This window comes from Streptomyces sp. NBC_01497, assembly GCF_036250695.1.
In the GTDB taxonomy this organism is placed as follows: domain Bacteria; phylum Actinomycetota; class Actinomycetes; order Streptomycetales; family Streptomycetaceae; genus Streptomyces.
Window position 1 is genome coordinate 318,965 of the sequence record NZ_CP109428.1, and the last position, 14,838, is coordinate 333,802.

The following is a 14,838-nucleotide window of genomic DNA, read 5'->3' on the forward strand; positions in this document are numbered from 1 at the left end:
GGTACTCGGCGAATCTGGGGGCGTACTTCGGGGCGTCGCGTGGCGGTTCGGAGCGGCGAGAGTCGCCCGAGCGATTCGGGCATTGGCCCACGATCTGCGGCCGGTTTCGGCAGTGGTGGGATGCTGGGGTCTTCCGAACTGGGATCGCGGAGGCAGCGAAGCGGGGCAGGGTGGACTTGTCGCTTGTCAGCATGGACTCGACCACGATGCGGGCCATCATGATGACGCGGATTTGATCATGCGGTCTCCGAGGCTCTGGGTGCAGTGGAGAGGGGGCGTTGGCGAGGAACAAGGCGGGCACTTGGCCCGGGGCGGGAAGAATAAGAAGGTGTGAGAAGTCGCCGCAGGGCCCGGCTCCGCGCTGCCGACGTGAGGCGGTTTCGTGGCGGTTGGCCATCGGGAGGCGGCTGTCCTGCAGGCCGCGGTGCCCGCCCGTCTCGTTCAGGATCGTCGCGAGGCAAGGGGGACACGGCCGGCAGTTCATCCCAGTCCTAGACGAGATCCGCGCTCCCGGCCCGGTCAGCCGATCACGCACCCGGCCCGACGTGGTGGCCGGCGATGAGGCGTACTCGTCCCGCGGGAACCGTTTTCACCTGCGCAGACGCGGGCTCAAACTGACCGTAGCCGAGAAGAGGGATCCGGCTGTCCATCGCAAGAACCGCGGCTTACGCGGCGGACGGCCTGTCACCTGGGGGCAAGTAGCTGTACAAGCTCCGCACCGACGTCGAACGCACCATCCATGAGGTCAAGGACTGGCAAGGCAGCACCGTCCGCTACGACAAAAGCTCGAAAGCTACCAGGCCGGGCGCGATCTATGAGCCAGCTCCTACGGATCCGATGCCTCGAATCACAATTCCACATAGGCCCTTTGACCGTGTCCTACGTGGTCAAGTTTCGGAAGCGTTTGTAGCAGCAGAGGGCGGCTGCCAGCCCGAGGAAGGCCAGGTGGTTGCCGGGGTGGCGTTCGTAGCGGTGGTTGAGTCGGCGGTAGCCGGTGAGCCAGGACATGGTGCGTTCGATGACCCAGCGTCGGCGGCCTAATCGCTCGCTGGACTCGATTCCTTTGCGGGCGATGCGGACCCCGATGTGCTTGCCCCAGAGCCATCGCCGCAGGTGGGGGACGTCGTAGGCCTTGTCGGCATGGAGACGCTGAGGCTTGGACCGGGCTGCGTGGGATTCGTGTCCCATGTGGAAATGGGACAGCATCGGCTTCAGCCCAAGGCTGTCGTGGGTGTTGGCCGCGGAGAGTCCGACGCGTAAGGGCAGTCCGTTCGCGTCCGACAGGACATGCATTGTGGAACCGTGCTTACCCCGGTCCACGGGGCCCGGACCTGCAAGTTCGCCCCCTTTTTTTAGCGCGTACATGCGCGGAGTCCAAGACCGCGCGGGAGAGGCCGATCAGGGCTTGTTCGTCCAGGAGTTGGAGGACTCCCTGGTGCACTCGGCCCCAGACCCCGGCACGGGACCAGATGACGAAGCGGCGGTGCACGGTCGACTTCGACGCTCCGAAGCACGGCGGCAGCGATCGCCAGGCGCAGCAGCTGACCAGCACATAGATGATCGCGGCGAAGACCGCCTCATCATCGATGTTCGCGACCCCGCCGCCCTGCGGCCGCACCCTCGCCGCGGGCAACAACGGCCGCGCTATCTCCCATAACCCAGCCGGCACAATCCAGTCCCGACGAGCCCTGTCCATAGAAACGATCTACCTCAACCGGCCATGTAGGACACGGTATTTTAAATCCACTGAGGTATGCCCAGACATCGTTGGCCCCAGCCGAATGGGAGGCGACTGGGGCCAACGCGGGCATCGCCTTGGGCCAGAGGTGTCGAGGCCCGCAGCCGACGATGCACTCCCACCCAAGCATCACAGTGTCTACCTGGCCTCTACAGCACGTCGTCGGAGCGCTCACTGCCTGCCCCGCTCCTTTTGGACGGAACTGACACCCGTGTAAGAGCCTGTTCAAAAGGCCCGCTCGCTTAGATGCGAGGGAAGGGGCCCAGTGTGCTATCTGGACGGCTATCGGGTGGTTGAACGACGTCGCCAAGCCCGCGTCGCGAACACGCCTACGAGTGGCATCGGCTTGCAAGTTGTCCGCAGGCTCGATGGCCAAGAGTCATGATGGTCCGCCCCAGCGTGCATCTGTTAGAGCAAGCGGACTGGGCCACAAACCTGCCGCGCGTCTGCATATCAGCGGCCATGGGCAGGGTGTCTGCTTCATCACCCGCACGCTGTCTGTGTCGACGAGGCGGCTGGGAACGGAACCGATGTGAGCGGATGGACAATATCTGTGCGGTGCCCAACTCCCGCGCAAGGACTCCACGGTGGGGCTAGTTCTAGCATGCCGAACCTGCCTGGCAGCGAAGCGGCTCCATCGTGCAGATCTGACATCGAAAGCGTTTCCTGTAGACGGATACGTCCAGGAGCGGCGTAGATAGGCAGTGCACCCAATAAACACACCCCTTCGCGATACTGGTTTAGGGGGCTCCATCCAGCTCCATCCCCACCTACGCGACCTTCACAGGAAGGAGGGTTATGAGACGTGAAAATCAGCCCGGCGGCGTGCGAGCCGGTACGCGGGTGCCGCACCATCTCACCTACCTTGTGGAAGACCTTCCTGCCGCGGCACTCAAGTGGCACACGATCCTGGGTGTCGGTCCCTTCCTGTTGCATCCTCACGTTCCGTCCGAGGAGATCACCGTGGGTGGCCGCTCCGCGCAGGTGCGGCACGTCAGTGCCTTCGCACAACACGGGCCATCCTTCGTTGAGTTGCAGCTGATCGAAGCGTTTGATCCCCCCTCCGCGTTCGAGCAGTACAGGAGCCTAGGGGGACAGGGCCCGCACCACGTCTGCTATGTGGTCAACGATGTGGAGGCCGAGTCGCTGCGACTGGAAGGTGCCGGGGCGCGGTGCATTGTCCGCGCTAAGGGCGCAGGGGTGGACATGGCCATCCACGACGGCCGCTCAACTTTTGGTCTTGGGATTCAGGTGCAGCAGGACAACGTTCGATTTACATCATTCTTCGGGCGTGTCCGTGCAGTGGCATACGACTGGGATGGGGAACAGCTCTTGAGGGAGTTCAGCCTCTGACCCCGCTGTTCCCTGAGGTGTGGCGAGGGGGGCCACGCATTGCAAGCTGGCAGCAGCCCCTTCAACGGGGCGACCATTGTGAACTCCTCAATGGCGACGCCTCGCGACTACGCCGCCCTCGGTGGGCTGATGCGAGTGCCGCCGTCTGGCGAGGCAAGCACGCTACGGTGTCGTCAGGGTGTTCACGTTTGGCTGGCTCGAAAGCGAACGCCAACGAAGGAACTGGCAGAGCACCGGAGTCATAAGAACGCAGCCGTGAAGCATGGGGGAGCGAGCCTCCTCGCGGGCGCCGATGGCTGCATGCCCTGAACGGTCCTAGCCAAGGCGTTGGGCTGGGCGTGGTGAAGCAGCTCGCGAGGCTCAGGAAGGCCTTGTAGAGGTCGGCCTTCCGCTCCCATCGAATACTTCAGATACTGAAGCTGTGGAAGCAGGCGATCATCTGCTCGATTACTCAGCGCAGAAAACCGAGGCCAGAACCGTGCGGGACTCCGCGATGGCAGCGACCGGATTGATGCCTTGAGCTCGGACCGCGGTGGTACCTGTCGTAGGCGCAGCCAACGGGGGACATGCCAGGCCGTCGGCGGGGCCCCCACGGGGCCCGGAATTGAAGCGATCTCCGCCAGTAAGGGCATGAACGGTGTGACGGCGCCAGCAGCCCTTGCTAAGGGCTGTCCCGTGACCCTGGGCGCCGCTTGCCGATGTCCGGTTCGACCTACTTGGTTAGGATCCGGCTTAGGCCGCGATTCGGGGCGCAAACGGACAATCAGATCTGCTTGTGGTGACCTACCGACCTCTGCCCTGAGTTACGGGACAACGCTTAGTCGCGGGACCGCTAGCGGAGGTGCCCCATTCACTGAGCAGGGGTTATGCCTTGCCACCCGGTGGTGTGCGGTCGAATGGGCTGGGATTGCCTGGGGCCCGTCGTGCACTCCAATGTAGGAGGGGCGGCTGCCCCACGGACGACCAGTAGAGCTGGTTACTGTAGCCGCTCGAACATCGGCCAGTAACACGTGCTGGGCCCGGAACGGCGCCTCCGGGGCCAGCACGCACGGCGGGCCGGCGACCGGCCCCGGCCCTCGTGTCAACGGTTGGATCATGCCCGTAGTTCATCCGATAGGACCTACGAACGTGTCCTCTCTCCCGCGAACCCCATCGGGAAAGCTGGTCCATGCCGTCTTGCCACCCGGACCGCAAGAAGGGCCGCCACGGCCGTGCCGTGTGCCTGCTGTGGTGCGCTGCTGTCGCATACGTGACGTCGGCTGCTTCCGGGGGCTCGTCTCGCCCCAATCCTTGTTGTGGTCCGTGGCCCTAGGCGACTCAGCGGACCGTCGATGGGTGGGGTTACGGGAGAGGGAGCACTCTTCGCAAGGAGGCAAGGGGCCGTGGTTCTGAGCTGTGAGTCTCGCTTCCAGCAGGAGAAAGCGCTGCTCAGAGGGCAGGTGACTGTGCTTGGCTGCAACAGCAGGACGGCACTCACTGGTCAAGGCAAGGTCATGATTCACCCTTGTTCCCAGTTTGGGAACGAGGATCCTGGCGATACAGTCCCGGAGGGTCCTGATATGTGAATTCGGTGGCAAGCGCGAGGGCTTGCCGAGCGTCCTCTGTCGTGGTCACGGGCTCACCGCGTTGGCGGGCGTAGCCGTGAGCGGCCCGAACAAAGCTTTCTACCCAACCCGTGAACCTGGCGCGTTCGGCAGGGTCATTGCGGTCGTTCATGGTCTCGGCGAGCTCATCGAGCCAGTAGACAGCGAGGTCGTCCAGCGCGAAGCCTTCTCGGTGTTCAAGGAGACGGCGCGCAACATGGTGCGCGTTTGTGAAACGGCGCTCCTGTGCGAGAACCATTACCTGCTCGGCTCGTGCCTCAGCAAAGGCGCGCTCCTCGTGTGCCCGGGCGACCTCGGGAGTCCGACGCTCGCTCGGCGAACGGAGCTGCTCTGCCTTGAGCCGGCGAGCCTTCTGGTACGCGCCCTGCCTGGAGGTCACGCACAGCGCCTCGACGAAGTGATGCCAAGGCACGCCAGCGGCCCGCCCGTGCTCGATCGCCTTGAGTTGACCGATGTCGGCCTGTTCGTGCAAGTACTGCCACAAGGTGGCGCGCAGCACAGCCGCCTCGCCCGCGATGTTGACCGGTACGTCATGCGGTTGCTTCAAGTCGCTCGCCCACCGCTGTGCGTGTACAAGCACGAGAAATAGCTCGTCGGAGGCCGGGAACCGCTCGATCGCAGGATCACCGCCCTGCGCGTACAACTCCCGGAGACGATCAGTCATCTTGACCGTATTGATGGGGCCGAGTCGTACCGACGGACGCTTCGGGCGAGGGGCACTTGCGGTCCTTCTCTGCTTCTTAGTCACGATCACAGTCTGCTTGTCCCGCAGGGCCCCGTGCGATCACGGTGACGATGGGGCCTTTGAGTGACCGCTTAGCCTCGATTTTTCGTGACGGGCCGTCGGGTTCTCCGGCGGTCCGTTTCGGCTTGTCGAGTCGGTGACAGGTAGGACGATGGCCCGGCTGTCGCGTCGGGTGTGCGCCGGGTTCCATGGTCTCGGTGAGTAGTTCGAGTTCGTGGGGGACGGGTCGTTGTTGCTGGTCATCTGGGGTTCGGGAGTGCATCGAGTCGTTGGATCGCGTTGGTGATCACGTCGGTCCAGGGCCAGTGGTGGGCGAATCCCAGGTACTGGCGGCGGGCGGTGGTGACGAACTGGGCGGCGGCGGAGAACAGTCGTAGCCGCAGGTGGCGGGGCTCCCAGAGCCTCGGCTTGCCAGCCAGGGCGAGCATTGGCATCCAGGCTGGCAGGTCGAGGGGCGAGCTGGACGATCTCCAGCCAGATCTGGCTCTGTGCGGTGTCGTACAGGGGCAGGTCGCGCGGGCCGGCGGCGCGCGCATCGCGGATCCGGTCCTCGGGGCGCCCTGGCGGAGTGCCGCAGTTCCAGGGCGGCGATCGGCACGTCGGTGGTGTTGGCGGTAAACGCGGTGAGCCGTAGACCGCCGGCGTCGGTGAACCGCAACTGGACTCTAAGATACGGCCGTTCCTTGCGGACAATCAGCCGCACCCCTCGCGGCTAGTCCTTCAGAGCGTCGCCGTCGAGCTCGGCGGCCCAGGCGCCATCGCGGAGCTCGCCGCCAGGCTCGACGGCTGGCGTCCAGGCGGAGGCCGGGACCTTCAGGACGGCCTGGTGAATGGCGTCGGTGATGGTCATCCCGACCAAGTAAGACAGTCACCGGCCCCGCTTCGAGAACCAGGCGACGAACTCATGAGTGCTGCTCGCGGAATCCGTACGAATCGGTGCGGACCGGCGGCGCCGGTGACGTTTCGGGAGCTGGGCCAGGGCGAGTTGGGTGGCAGTCACGTGGTCGGCAGCGGTGTTGCTGCCCGCGTTCCCGGGCCGTAGCGGCGCGGCCACCGGCTCCCCGGTGCCGCCGCGTCCGTGGTCGACGAAGCCCATCAGCGGATGATGTCCGAAGGACTTCTTCCAGGTCGCAGCGGCGTCCTGCTCCTCGGAGTGGGCTAGGACCAGCACCCCGTCCAGGTCCACGATCACCTGGCCGCCCACGTCCGGCGTCGATGCGCCGGCCAGCTTCCAAACCCTGCTCGCGCACTTCAGCCCGCGCCGTCCGGATCGCGGTCAGAGTCCTGTGCCCGCCCGCGGCGAGCTTGTCGATAAGCCGGGAGACGGTCGAGTCGGAGGCCACCGGCCCGAATACGGCCGGCTTGGCCTGCAGCATCAGGACATCCGCTAGGCAGTCCCCGCTCAGCGCGACCGCCAGGGCCACGTCCAACAGGATCTTCCCCGGATCATGCACCGCCCGAGGCCGCCGCCACGGCGCGAGCGCCATTGACATCGCGGTGTCCAGATCGCTCTAGCGGACCGTCTCGACCAGCAGCACCCCGCCGGCCTGGGAGACCACTGGCCGGCCAGCGCCCTCGATGCGGACAGGCGGATAGGACCCGATACGCTTCTTCACCTGGGGAGTGCTTCTTTCATGCGACGACCTGGACCTGAGAACAAGTCCCATCGTTGCAGGTCAGGGATATTCCTCGCGTTTCCGATCATGCATCGGACACCCCACCCCGTGAAAGCCCGAGGTTTAGGCCTGGCCGCGAGGGCTGCTTGCCCGCGTATCCCGAGCAGCGGTTTGCAGGCCAGCACCCAGGACGCCGCGCTGACCTGCTTGGCTCCTGCATTGCACGAGGGTCTCGGGCCTCCGGGAAGGAGCATCGTGGCCCGTACTTCGTGCGATTTACCGCACGTTTGGGCGAGACAGCACATGTGACCCGGCCTGGGCTGATGGCGCCCTAAGAAGGCGGCCGCAGCTCGGGCCCCTCTGTGTTTTCTGGCCAAGGGACGGAAGCCAGTCGTATCGCTTGGGGCAATGACCCTGCATTCAGCGAGGGACGCGCTGAGTTGCCGGCGATTTCGTGTGCAGCTTGAATCCGGGTGCAGATGATTTTCTCGTGCGGGTGCGGCTGAGTAGGGCGGGCCGCGCCGGGGAGAGGCTTCTGTTTCTGGCGTGACGGCGGCTGCGGCGGTCCTCACGCCGATGCCGGGCGTCGACGTTAGAAGCAGGGGAGGGGACCGCGCCCCGTGAGGCGTGCCCTTGTTCCAGGTGTGTCGTTGCTCGCGAGTACCTGTTTCTCAACCTCCGGCCCTTGTGATCAAGGAATGGGCGGCGGGTCGCCTGGGGTGAACCGGTACGGTGACAGTCAGTGACGTGTTCTGCGATGTGGGTGCCCGGTTGACGCTCTTCGTGGTACTCCTCACCCTGGTAGGTGGGGGTCGCCAACGGGAGCGGTGCGTGGTGGATGGGCAAGGTGATCTTCCCCGGCTGCTGACGGCAGCGGAGACGGCGGCGCCGGTGGAGGCCGTCGACGTGGTCGCCGAGGACCTTCTGCGGCGTTTCGGCGCCACGCGGGTCTCGTTCCTCATCGTGGACCTGACCGGGAAAGCGGTGGTGTCGCTGTCCACGGCGTCGCGGGCGAAGGCAGGGGCCGGGCGGCACGCTGCCAAAATCGACCTGTTCGGCAGCGTCTACGAGCATGTGGTACGCACCCAGCGGCCATACCAGGAGACGACCCACCAGGGCGAGCGAGTGATCTTTCCGGTCACCAACCGCGGCGATGCCATCGGTCTGCTGGAACTCTTGCTGCCGGCAGGCTCAGGTCAGGAGGTGCTCGACGCAGCGGGTGAGGCCGCGCACATCCTGGCCTACATCGTGATCGCCAACCAGCGTTTCACCGACCTCTACACCTGGGGGAAGCGCAGCAGACCCCTGAGCCTGGCCGCGGAGATCCAGCACCAGTTGCTCCCCCTCTCGCTTACCTGTGAGGCGGCGCAGTTCGCGCTGTGCGGAAGCCTCGAGCCCTCCGAAGACATCAGCGGCGACACCTTCGACTACACCCTCGACCGCGACACCCTCCATCTGTCCTTGACCGACACCATGGGCCACAACCTTCAGGCCGCGCTGGCGGCGACGGTCCTGGTGGGGGCCCTGCGCGGTGCCCGCCGCCAAGGGACCGACCTCATGGAACAGGCCCGCCAGGCCGATCAGGCCCTGGCCGACCACAGGCCACACGGTCACGCCACCGGGCAACTGGTGCGCATCGACCTCCACACCGGTCGAGCCGAGCTGGTCAACGCAGGCCACCCCCGGCCGCTGCGCATGCGCGACGCAGAGGTGGAGGAGATCGCCTTGGAAGCGGACCAGCCCTTCGGACTGCTCATGCCCATCTCCCACTCCTACCGTGTCCAGCAGCTCGACCTGCGTCCCGGCGACCGGCTGATCATGCTCACCGACGGCATGCTCGAACGCGGCGTGGAGAAGGTGGACCTGTCCGCCCTTGTGAAGGACACCCGCCACCTGCACCCTCGCGAGACTGCGCTGACGCTGAGCACCGCCGTCCTGGACGAGGCCGGCGGCCACCTGGAAGATGACGCCACAGTGATGTGCCTGGACTGGCACGGCCCCCAGGAGACCAAGCGGTACGTCGGCTCCGGCGCGGACATCCAGCAAGCTTCACCCCGCCGCACGAAGCGGTAGCGTCACTCACCGTGCGGGCAGGGTCGACCCGGCCGTGTTGAAGATCCAGCCAGCTCGAAGGCGCCACTGACAGGCTTCGGTGACGGTGGGAAAATTCGGCCCAGGGCCCGAGGAACCGGGCGGCTTCCGGGTGGCGGTGGTGACCGCCACGGCCGTTTCGATCAGTCCCGTTGCGCTTCCCGAGAGTCTGGCTGCTCGGTTCTGCGAGAGCTTCTGCGGGTGATTCGCCTGGTCATGAGCGTTATCGCGGCCCAGGTGATGAGCGATTCCGAGTGCTGGATGAGCCGTTCGTGGTCCCGCGCGTGTCTGCGGGCGCGCATGATCCAGGCGTGTGAGCGTTCGACGGCCCAACGCCGGGGCAGAACGACGAAACAGGGGACGTCCTTCGGACGGCTGACGGTCTTGATCGTCAGGTACAGGTAGGTCTTGGCCCAGGTCACGACCTGTCCGTCATAGGTGGAGTCGGCCCAGAAGATGGTGATTTCGAGGTGCATCAGTCGCAGCCGGAACAGCACTTCCCTGGCGTTGCGGTCGGTCATGTCGGCCGGGGGTGACCATGACGAACAGTGGCAGGCCCTTGGTGTCCACACCAGGTGCCGCTTGCGGCCGTTGATTTTCTTGCCGGCGTCGTGGCCGCGGGAGTCCTTGCCGACAACGTTGGCGGCCTTGACCGACTGGGAGTCGATCACCGTGGCAACCGCGCCGGGGGCTCGGCCCATCTCGCGGCGGATCCGCTTGCACAGCTGGTCACGGATCTGGCCGACGACGCCGCAGGCGGCCCAGCGGGCCGTGAACCCGTAACACGTGCGCCAGGGCGGGAAGTCCTGCGGCAGGGCATGCCACTTGCATCCGGTGTCCACGACATAGCGGATCGCGTCCACGATCCCCCGGCGGGATGCTCCTCAGGACGGCCGTCTGCCTTCGTTTCGCAGGCCAGTGTCGACAACATAGGCTCGATCAGGGCCCATTCGTCGTCCCAGGTGTCGGAGGGATAGCAGCGTCGCCGCGGCACCCTCAAGGCCGGCCCCGCCGGTCAGGCATCGGTGAAGTCGGCGATGACGTCGAGCGTGGACTCGACTGAGCTGAGTTGGGTGTTGAGGTGTTTGATCCACCGGCCCTTGGGCTGGAGGGCGGCGTGCGGAGCGACCGTCCCGGAGATGAACCGGCGGATTTCGCTGAGCTGTCGACGACCACCACCTTGCGGCCGAACCGGCGCCGGCGGCACCACCCGCTCGAACAGCTCCGACAACTCGTCAGGCACGAGACGCTCCACGATTCCCAGGAGCCGAGGCTACCGAACCAACCAAATGAGATGACCTCTTAGACAGTGTCCTATGTGGAAGCGTCTCGTTGAGCTGAACATGGGGAGAGGTACGTGGAGTTGGATTGTTCCGGATGGTTTGTGGGAGGTCGCGGAGCCGCTGATCCCTCCGTCGAAGGTGCGGCCGCAGGGCGGCGGGACGCAGGACACGCCTGATGAGACGCTGTTCGCGGCGATCATCTACGTCCTGGTCAGTGGCTGTGCCTGGCGGGCCCTGCCACCCTGTTTCGGCATTTCGAAGTCCACCGCGCATCGCCGGTTCCTGATCTGGTCGAGAGCCGGGGTGTGGGGCCGGCTCCACGAGGCCGTGCTGGATCGGATCGACGAGTGCGGACTGCTCGACCTCACACGCACGGTCCTCGACTCCGCCCACGTACGGGCTAAAAAGGGGGCGAACTCACAGGTCCGAGTCCCGTGGACCGAGGCAAACCGGGCTCCAAGATGCACGTCTTGTCGGACGCGAACGGGCTGCCCCTCGTCGTCGGCGTCTCCGCAGGCAACACCCCTGACAGTCAGGGCCTGAAGGCGATGGTCGCCGGTCTCCAAACGAGACACGACCCCGAAAACGGCTGGCACTACAAACCCCGCAAGCTCCACGCCGACAAGGCGTACGACCAGCGCGACCTGCGACGATGGCTCCGCGGCAAACGCATCGGCGTCCGCATCGCCCGCAAAGGAATCGAGTCCAGCGAACGATTAGGCCGACGACGATGGGTCATCGAGCGGACCATGTCCTGGCTGACCGGCTACCGCAGACTCAACCACCGCTACGAACGTCATCCCCGCAACTACTTGGCCTTCCTCGGCCTCGCCGCCGCCCTCTGCTGCTACAAACGACTCATTCGGCTCACCACATAGGACACTGTCTTAGACAGTGTCCTATGTGGGAGCGTCTCGTTGAGTTGAACATGGGGCGAGGTACGTGGAGTTGGATTGTTCCGGATGGTTTGTGGGAGATCGCGGAGCCATTGATCCCGCCGTCGAAGGTGCGGCCGCAGGGCGGCGGGACGCAGGACACGCCTGATGAGACGCTGTTCGCGGCGATCATCTACGTCCTGGTCAGTGGCTGTGCCTGGCGGGCCCTGCCACCCTGTTTCGGCATTTCGAAGTCCACCGCGCATCGCCGGTTCCTGATCTGGTCGAGAGCCGGGGTGTGGGGCCGGCTCCACGAGGCCGTGCTGGATCGGATCGACGAGTGCGGACTGCTCGACCTCACACGCACTGTCCTCGACTCCGCCCACGTACGGGCTAAAAAGGGGGCGAACTCACAGGTCCGAGCCCCGTGGACCGAGGCAAGCCGGGCTCCACAATGCACGTCTTGTCGGACGCGAACGGGCTGCCCCTCGTCGTCGGCGTCTCCGCAGGCAACACCCCTGACAGTCAGGGCCTGAAGGCGATGGTCGCCGGTCTCCAAACGAGACACGACCCCGAAAACGGCTGGCACTACAAACCCCGCAAGCTCCACGCCGACAAGGCGTACGACCAGCGCGACCTGCGACGATGGCTCCGCGGCAAACGCATCGGCGTCCGCATCGCCCGCAAGGGAATCGAGTCCAGCCAACGATGAGGCCGACGACGATGTGTCATCGAGCGGACCATGTCCTGGCTGACCGGCTACCGCAGACTCAACCACCGCTACGAACGTCATCCCCGCAACTACTTGGCCTTCCTCGGCCTCGCCGCCGCCCTCTGCTGCTACAAACGACTCATTCGGCTCACCACATAGGACACTGTCTAAGGGCTGTCCTGTAACCCTGGGCGCCGCTTGCCGATGTCCGGTTCGACCTACTTGGTTAGGATCCGATTTAGGCCGCGATTCGCGAAGTAACCGGACAATTGGATCTGCTTGTGGTGACCCACCGACCTCTGCCCTGAGTTACGGGACAACGCTTAGGCGGCTGCTCGCCCACCGAAGTGGCATCGTTACACAATCATTACGATCGGCTCGACTCCAGGCCTCAAGAGCGCGGCCCCCTCGGGAGCCGCTGGGGCAGCGCACCGATAGAGCATAGGCGTCGCCGATTCCCGCCGGGCGGGTGGAACGGATTGACCTGGGAAGATCGGGCGGCAGGAGGTTGCGAAGGCCATGCCAGGAAGGAGCGTGGCTTGAGGAGGCGAAAAGATCTATGAACACTGCGTGGGCTGCCCCCTGCCGACTTTCTACAGCACGGCCCAATGCGTGTGCCGGGCAACAGAGAGTCTCTCACGGGCGACGGAGGAGGCCGCAGCGTTGAGGCTCGGCTCCACCCATGCCGCATGCGGTAGGTAGCATCCGAGGTTAGGTCTACCCGTAAGGAGAGTTGCCTGGTGTCCGAAAACCCTAATCAAACGCCTATCCGGGACCGGTATGTATCCCAGATCTCGGAGGACCTGGAGCGTAATCGCCGACAGCAGGGGGAACTGAAGTCGCAACTGGAGGTTCTTCACGCTGAGGAGACTTGGCTATCCGACGTCCTGTCCTTGTCCGGGGACAAGCCTGAGAGCAACCGTCCAGCCGTTGTCGCGCAGAGCGGCCCGGCCTCGGACCGGGAGGAATCCAACCATGCTCCTCAATCACAGAGGGCCCGCAAGCGGGGTGCCCACCCTCCCTTGGGAGGTGTCATCTGGCAGGTCCTATCGACACACGACGAACCACAGACCGTGACCGCCGTACATCGCGAGGTAACAGGGCTCCATCCTGAGCGTGAGGTCTCGCAACAAGTGGTCAGGAACGCCCTGGAGGCGCTCGTGGCGAAAGGACGAGTGGCACGGCTCAAGGATCAGCGGAGCGTGACGTACACGCAAAGTCTGTCAGCGGACGGTACCGCCGATGACGCGCGAACCGCGTAAGGCCCTCCGACGGAGCGAGGCCTGCTCTTCATGAGTGAAGCCGAAATGGGAGTCGGCTTCACACTTCGAGGGTCGACAGGGAGCAGTGCGATACGTACCTGCCCCCTGTTGGCCCTTGAGGCCTGAGACAGCTCTGCGTACAAGGGTGGTACTGCGTGGTCCTCGTGTGTGTATTCGTCGCCATGCGCGGGCTCGATTGCGGGGGCGCCTTCTCGCTCGCCCTTGACGCACCCGCCGCACGCCGGCCACGGGGCTGTGAGTAGTCGTTCGGTGTAACTCCCGATCGTGGAAGATGCATCGATGACCAGTGAGAAGGTGGCCGAGCACGAGGCCGGCCAGTCGGCAGAGGCTGTGTCGGCGAAGGCCGTGGACGACCAGCTGATCGACGAGCTGGTGAGCTGGGCCCAGGCCGAGGGTCTTCAGCTGACCGGCGAGGGCGGGCTGTTGCAGCAGCTGACCAAGCGGCTGCTGGAATCTGCCCTCGCACTGACCACCTCGGCTATGACAAGCACGACCGGGCGGGCAAGGACGGCGGTAACTCCCGTAACGGCAAACGCTGGAGATCACCGTGCCCCGCGACCGTGACGGTTCCTTCCGAGCCGAAGATCGTCAAGAGGCGGCAGAAGCGCCTGACTGGCGTCGACGAGATGGTCATCTCACTGGCCGCGAAGGGCCTGACCACCGGCGAGGTCCAGGCCCGTCTGGCCGAGGTCTATGGCGCCGAAGTCCCCCGCCAGAGCATGGCCGAATGACAGGGTCGGCCCCTCGACCCGGTCTATCCGGTCGTGTTCATCGACGCCATCCACGTGAAGGTCCGGGTTCTGTTGGCGGTGGCGGAGTCCTTGGGCGACTGCGCGGTGCCGCTCTTGCGAGGCATGCTGAGGATGGTCATGTGCCTGTCTCGATCGGTTCACGGGCGTATGGCCGCCACCGGACCGTCGGGCGGTCAGGACTGTGAGGGTGCCTGTCGCGAAGGCCCCTATCGGGACACGCCCGCCGGGCCGGCGGCAGCGAGCCCCGCACAGGACCGGGCCGACAGATCGGCGCTCAGGACACCTTGATCAGTCGCAGACCGGGTCAGGCCGCAGCCCCGTGCGGAACGCAATCATCCTCACAGTCACAGACCAGCATCAGTACATCGTTCACGCCGCGACCCTTGAGCGGGGTCAGGATGTGCAGCCAGTGCTTGGCGCCCTCGCCGCCGTCCCCGGCCCACAGCCCGAGGATCTTCCGCCGGCCCTCGGTAGTGACAGCCAGGGCCACGTAAATGGGCTGGTTGGCGACCGCGCCATCGCGGATCCGGGTTCTGCCGACGATCTTGTGATCCGGCGGATTGGGTCTCATCGGGTGAGCAGTACGCGATTGCGGAGGAGATCGAGGCTGGCGCGGCCGAACATCTGGCGCTTCAGCATTTTCGACCGATTGACGTTGCCCTCGACGGCACCGGAGCTGTGAGGCAGGGACAGTCCGTTGCGGACGGCGGCGTAGTCGCGGCGGAGATTGCAGGCGAAGCCAGCAAGCGGAACCAGGCTGTCCCGTTCGACGGCGGTGATCCAGGC

Annotated in this window: 6 protein-coding genes and 6 pseudogenes; 5 read left to right on the plus strand and 7 right to left on the minus strand. The window is 65.3% G+C overall.

Features of this window, described 5'->3' with window-relative positions; genetic code table 11:
- Window positions 1-879 precede the first annotated feature (879 nt).
- Window positions 880-1,696 (minus strand): IS5 family transposase gene (locus OG310_RS37450; protein ID WP_329460679.1). Its coding sequence is split into 2 segments (ribosomal slippage): window positions 880-1,353 and window positions 1,355-1,696, totalling 816 coding nucleotides; the frame shifts between segments, so codons are not numbered across the junction.
- A gap of 840 nt (window positions 1,697-2,536) precedes the next feature.
- On the opposite strand from OG310_RS37450, the gene OG310_RS37455 reads away from it, so the two are divergent.
- Complete coding sequence (locus tag OG310_RS37455) at window positions 2,537-3,091, plus strand: VOC family protein (RefSeq protein ID WP_329460680.1); 555 nt, start codon at window positions 2,537-2,539, stop codon at window positions 3,089-3,091.
- Window positions 3,092-4,582: 1,491 nt separating this feature from the next.
- Here the strand turns inward: OG310_RS37455 and OG310_RS37460 are convergent.
- Complete coding sequence (locus OG310_RS37460; RefSeq protein ID WP_329460681.1) at window positions 4,583-5,359, minus strand: hypothetical protein; 777 nt, start codon at window positions 5,357-5,359, stop codon at window positions 4,583-4,585.
- 320 nt (window positions 5,360-5,679) lie between these two features.
- Window positions 5,680-7,056 (minus strand): annotated as a pseudogene (locus OG310_RS37465) (IS1380 family transposase).
- A gap of 831 nt (window positions 7,057-7,887) precedes the next feature.
- Between OG310_RS37465 and OG310_RS37470 the strand changes: the two are divergent.
- The gene (locus tag OG310_RS37470) at window positions 7,888-9,129 is read left to right on the plus strand and encodes a PP2C family protein-serine/threonine phosphatase (RefSeq protein ID WP_329460682.1); all 1,242 of its coding nucleotides are present in this window, start codon (window positions 7,888-7,890) and stop codon (window positions 9,127-9,129) included.
- A 161-nt stretch (window positions 9,130-9,290) separates the two neighbouring features.
- Here the strand turns inward: OG310_RS37470 and OG310_RS37475 are convergent, their stop codons facing one another.
- Both OG310_RS37475 and OG310_RS37480 read right to left on the minus strand, forming a co-directional pair.
- Window positions 9,291-10,010 carry an IS5 family transposase gene (locus tag OG310_RS37475; RefSeq protein ID WP_329460683.1) on the minus strand — a complete coding sequence of 240 codons (720 nt, stop codon included), beginning with the start codon at window positions 10,008-10,010 and terminating at the stop codon, window positions 9,291-9,293.
- A gap of 299 nt (window positions 10,011-10,309) precedes the next feature.
- Window positions 10,310-10,411: pseudogene (locus OG310_RS37480) on the minus strand (IS5/IS1182 family transposase); the annotation flags it as partial.
- A gap of 79 nt (window positions 10,412-10,490) precedes the next feature.
- On the opposite strand from OG310_RS37480, the gene OG310_RS37485 reads away from it, so the two are divergent.
- The 3 genes and pseudogenes from OG310_RS37485 to OG310_RS37495 form a co-directional block, all read left to right on the plus strand.
- Window positions 10,491-11,308 (plus strand): IS5 family transposase gene (locus OG310_RS37485; protein ID WP_329460817.1). Its coding sequence is split into 2 segments (ribosomal slippage): window positions 10,491-10,833 and window positions 10,833-11,308, totalling 819 coding nucleotides; the frame shifts between segments, so codons are not numbered across the junction.
- A gap of 50 nt (window positions 11,309-11,358) precedes the next feature.
- Window positions 11,359-12,176: pseudogene (locus tag OG310_RS37490) on the plus strand (IS5 family transposase).
- Between the two features lie 1,403 nt (window positions 12,177-13,579).
- Window positions 13,580-14,097: pseudogene (locus tag OG310_RS37495) on the plus strand (transposase); the annotation flags it as partial.
- Between the two features lie 298 nt (window positions 14,098-14,395).
- On the opposite strand, the pseudogene OG310_RS37500 reads toward OG310_RS37495, so the two are convergent.
- Together OG310_RS37500 and OG310_RS38775 are read right to left on the minus strand one after the other, a co-directional pair.
- Window positions 14,396-14,581, minus strand: a pseudogene (locus OG310_RS37500) (transposase); the annotation flags it as partial.
- A 38-nt stretch (window positions 14,582-14,619) separates the two neighbouring features.
- Window positions 14,620-14,838, minus strand: a pseudogene (locus OG310_RS38775) (transposase); the annotation flags it as partial.

Excerpts from the sequence above, each read along its gene's own strand:
- OG310_RS37460 (WP_329460681.1), bottom strand. The coding sequence starts at position 5,359 with ATGACTGATCGTCTCCGGGAGTTGTACGCGCAGGGCGGTGATCCTGCG.
- OG310_RS37455 (WP_329460680.1), top strand. The coding sequence starts at position 2,537 with ATGAGACGTGAAAATCAGCCCGGCGGCGTGCGAGCCGGTACGCGGGTG.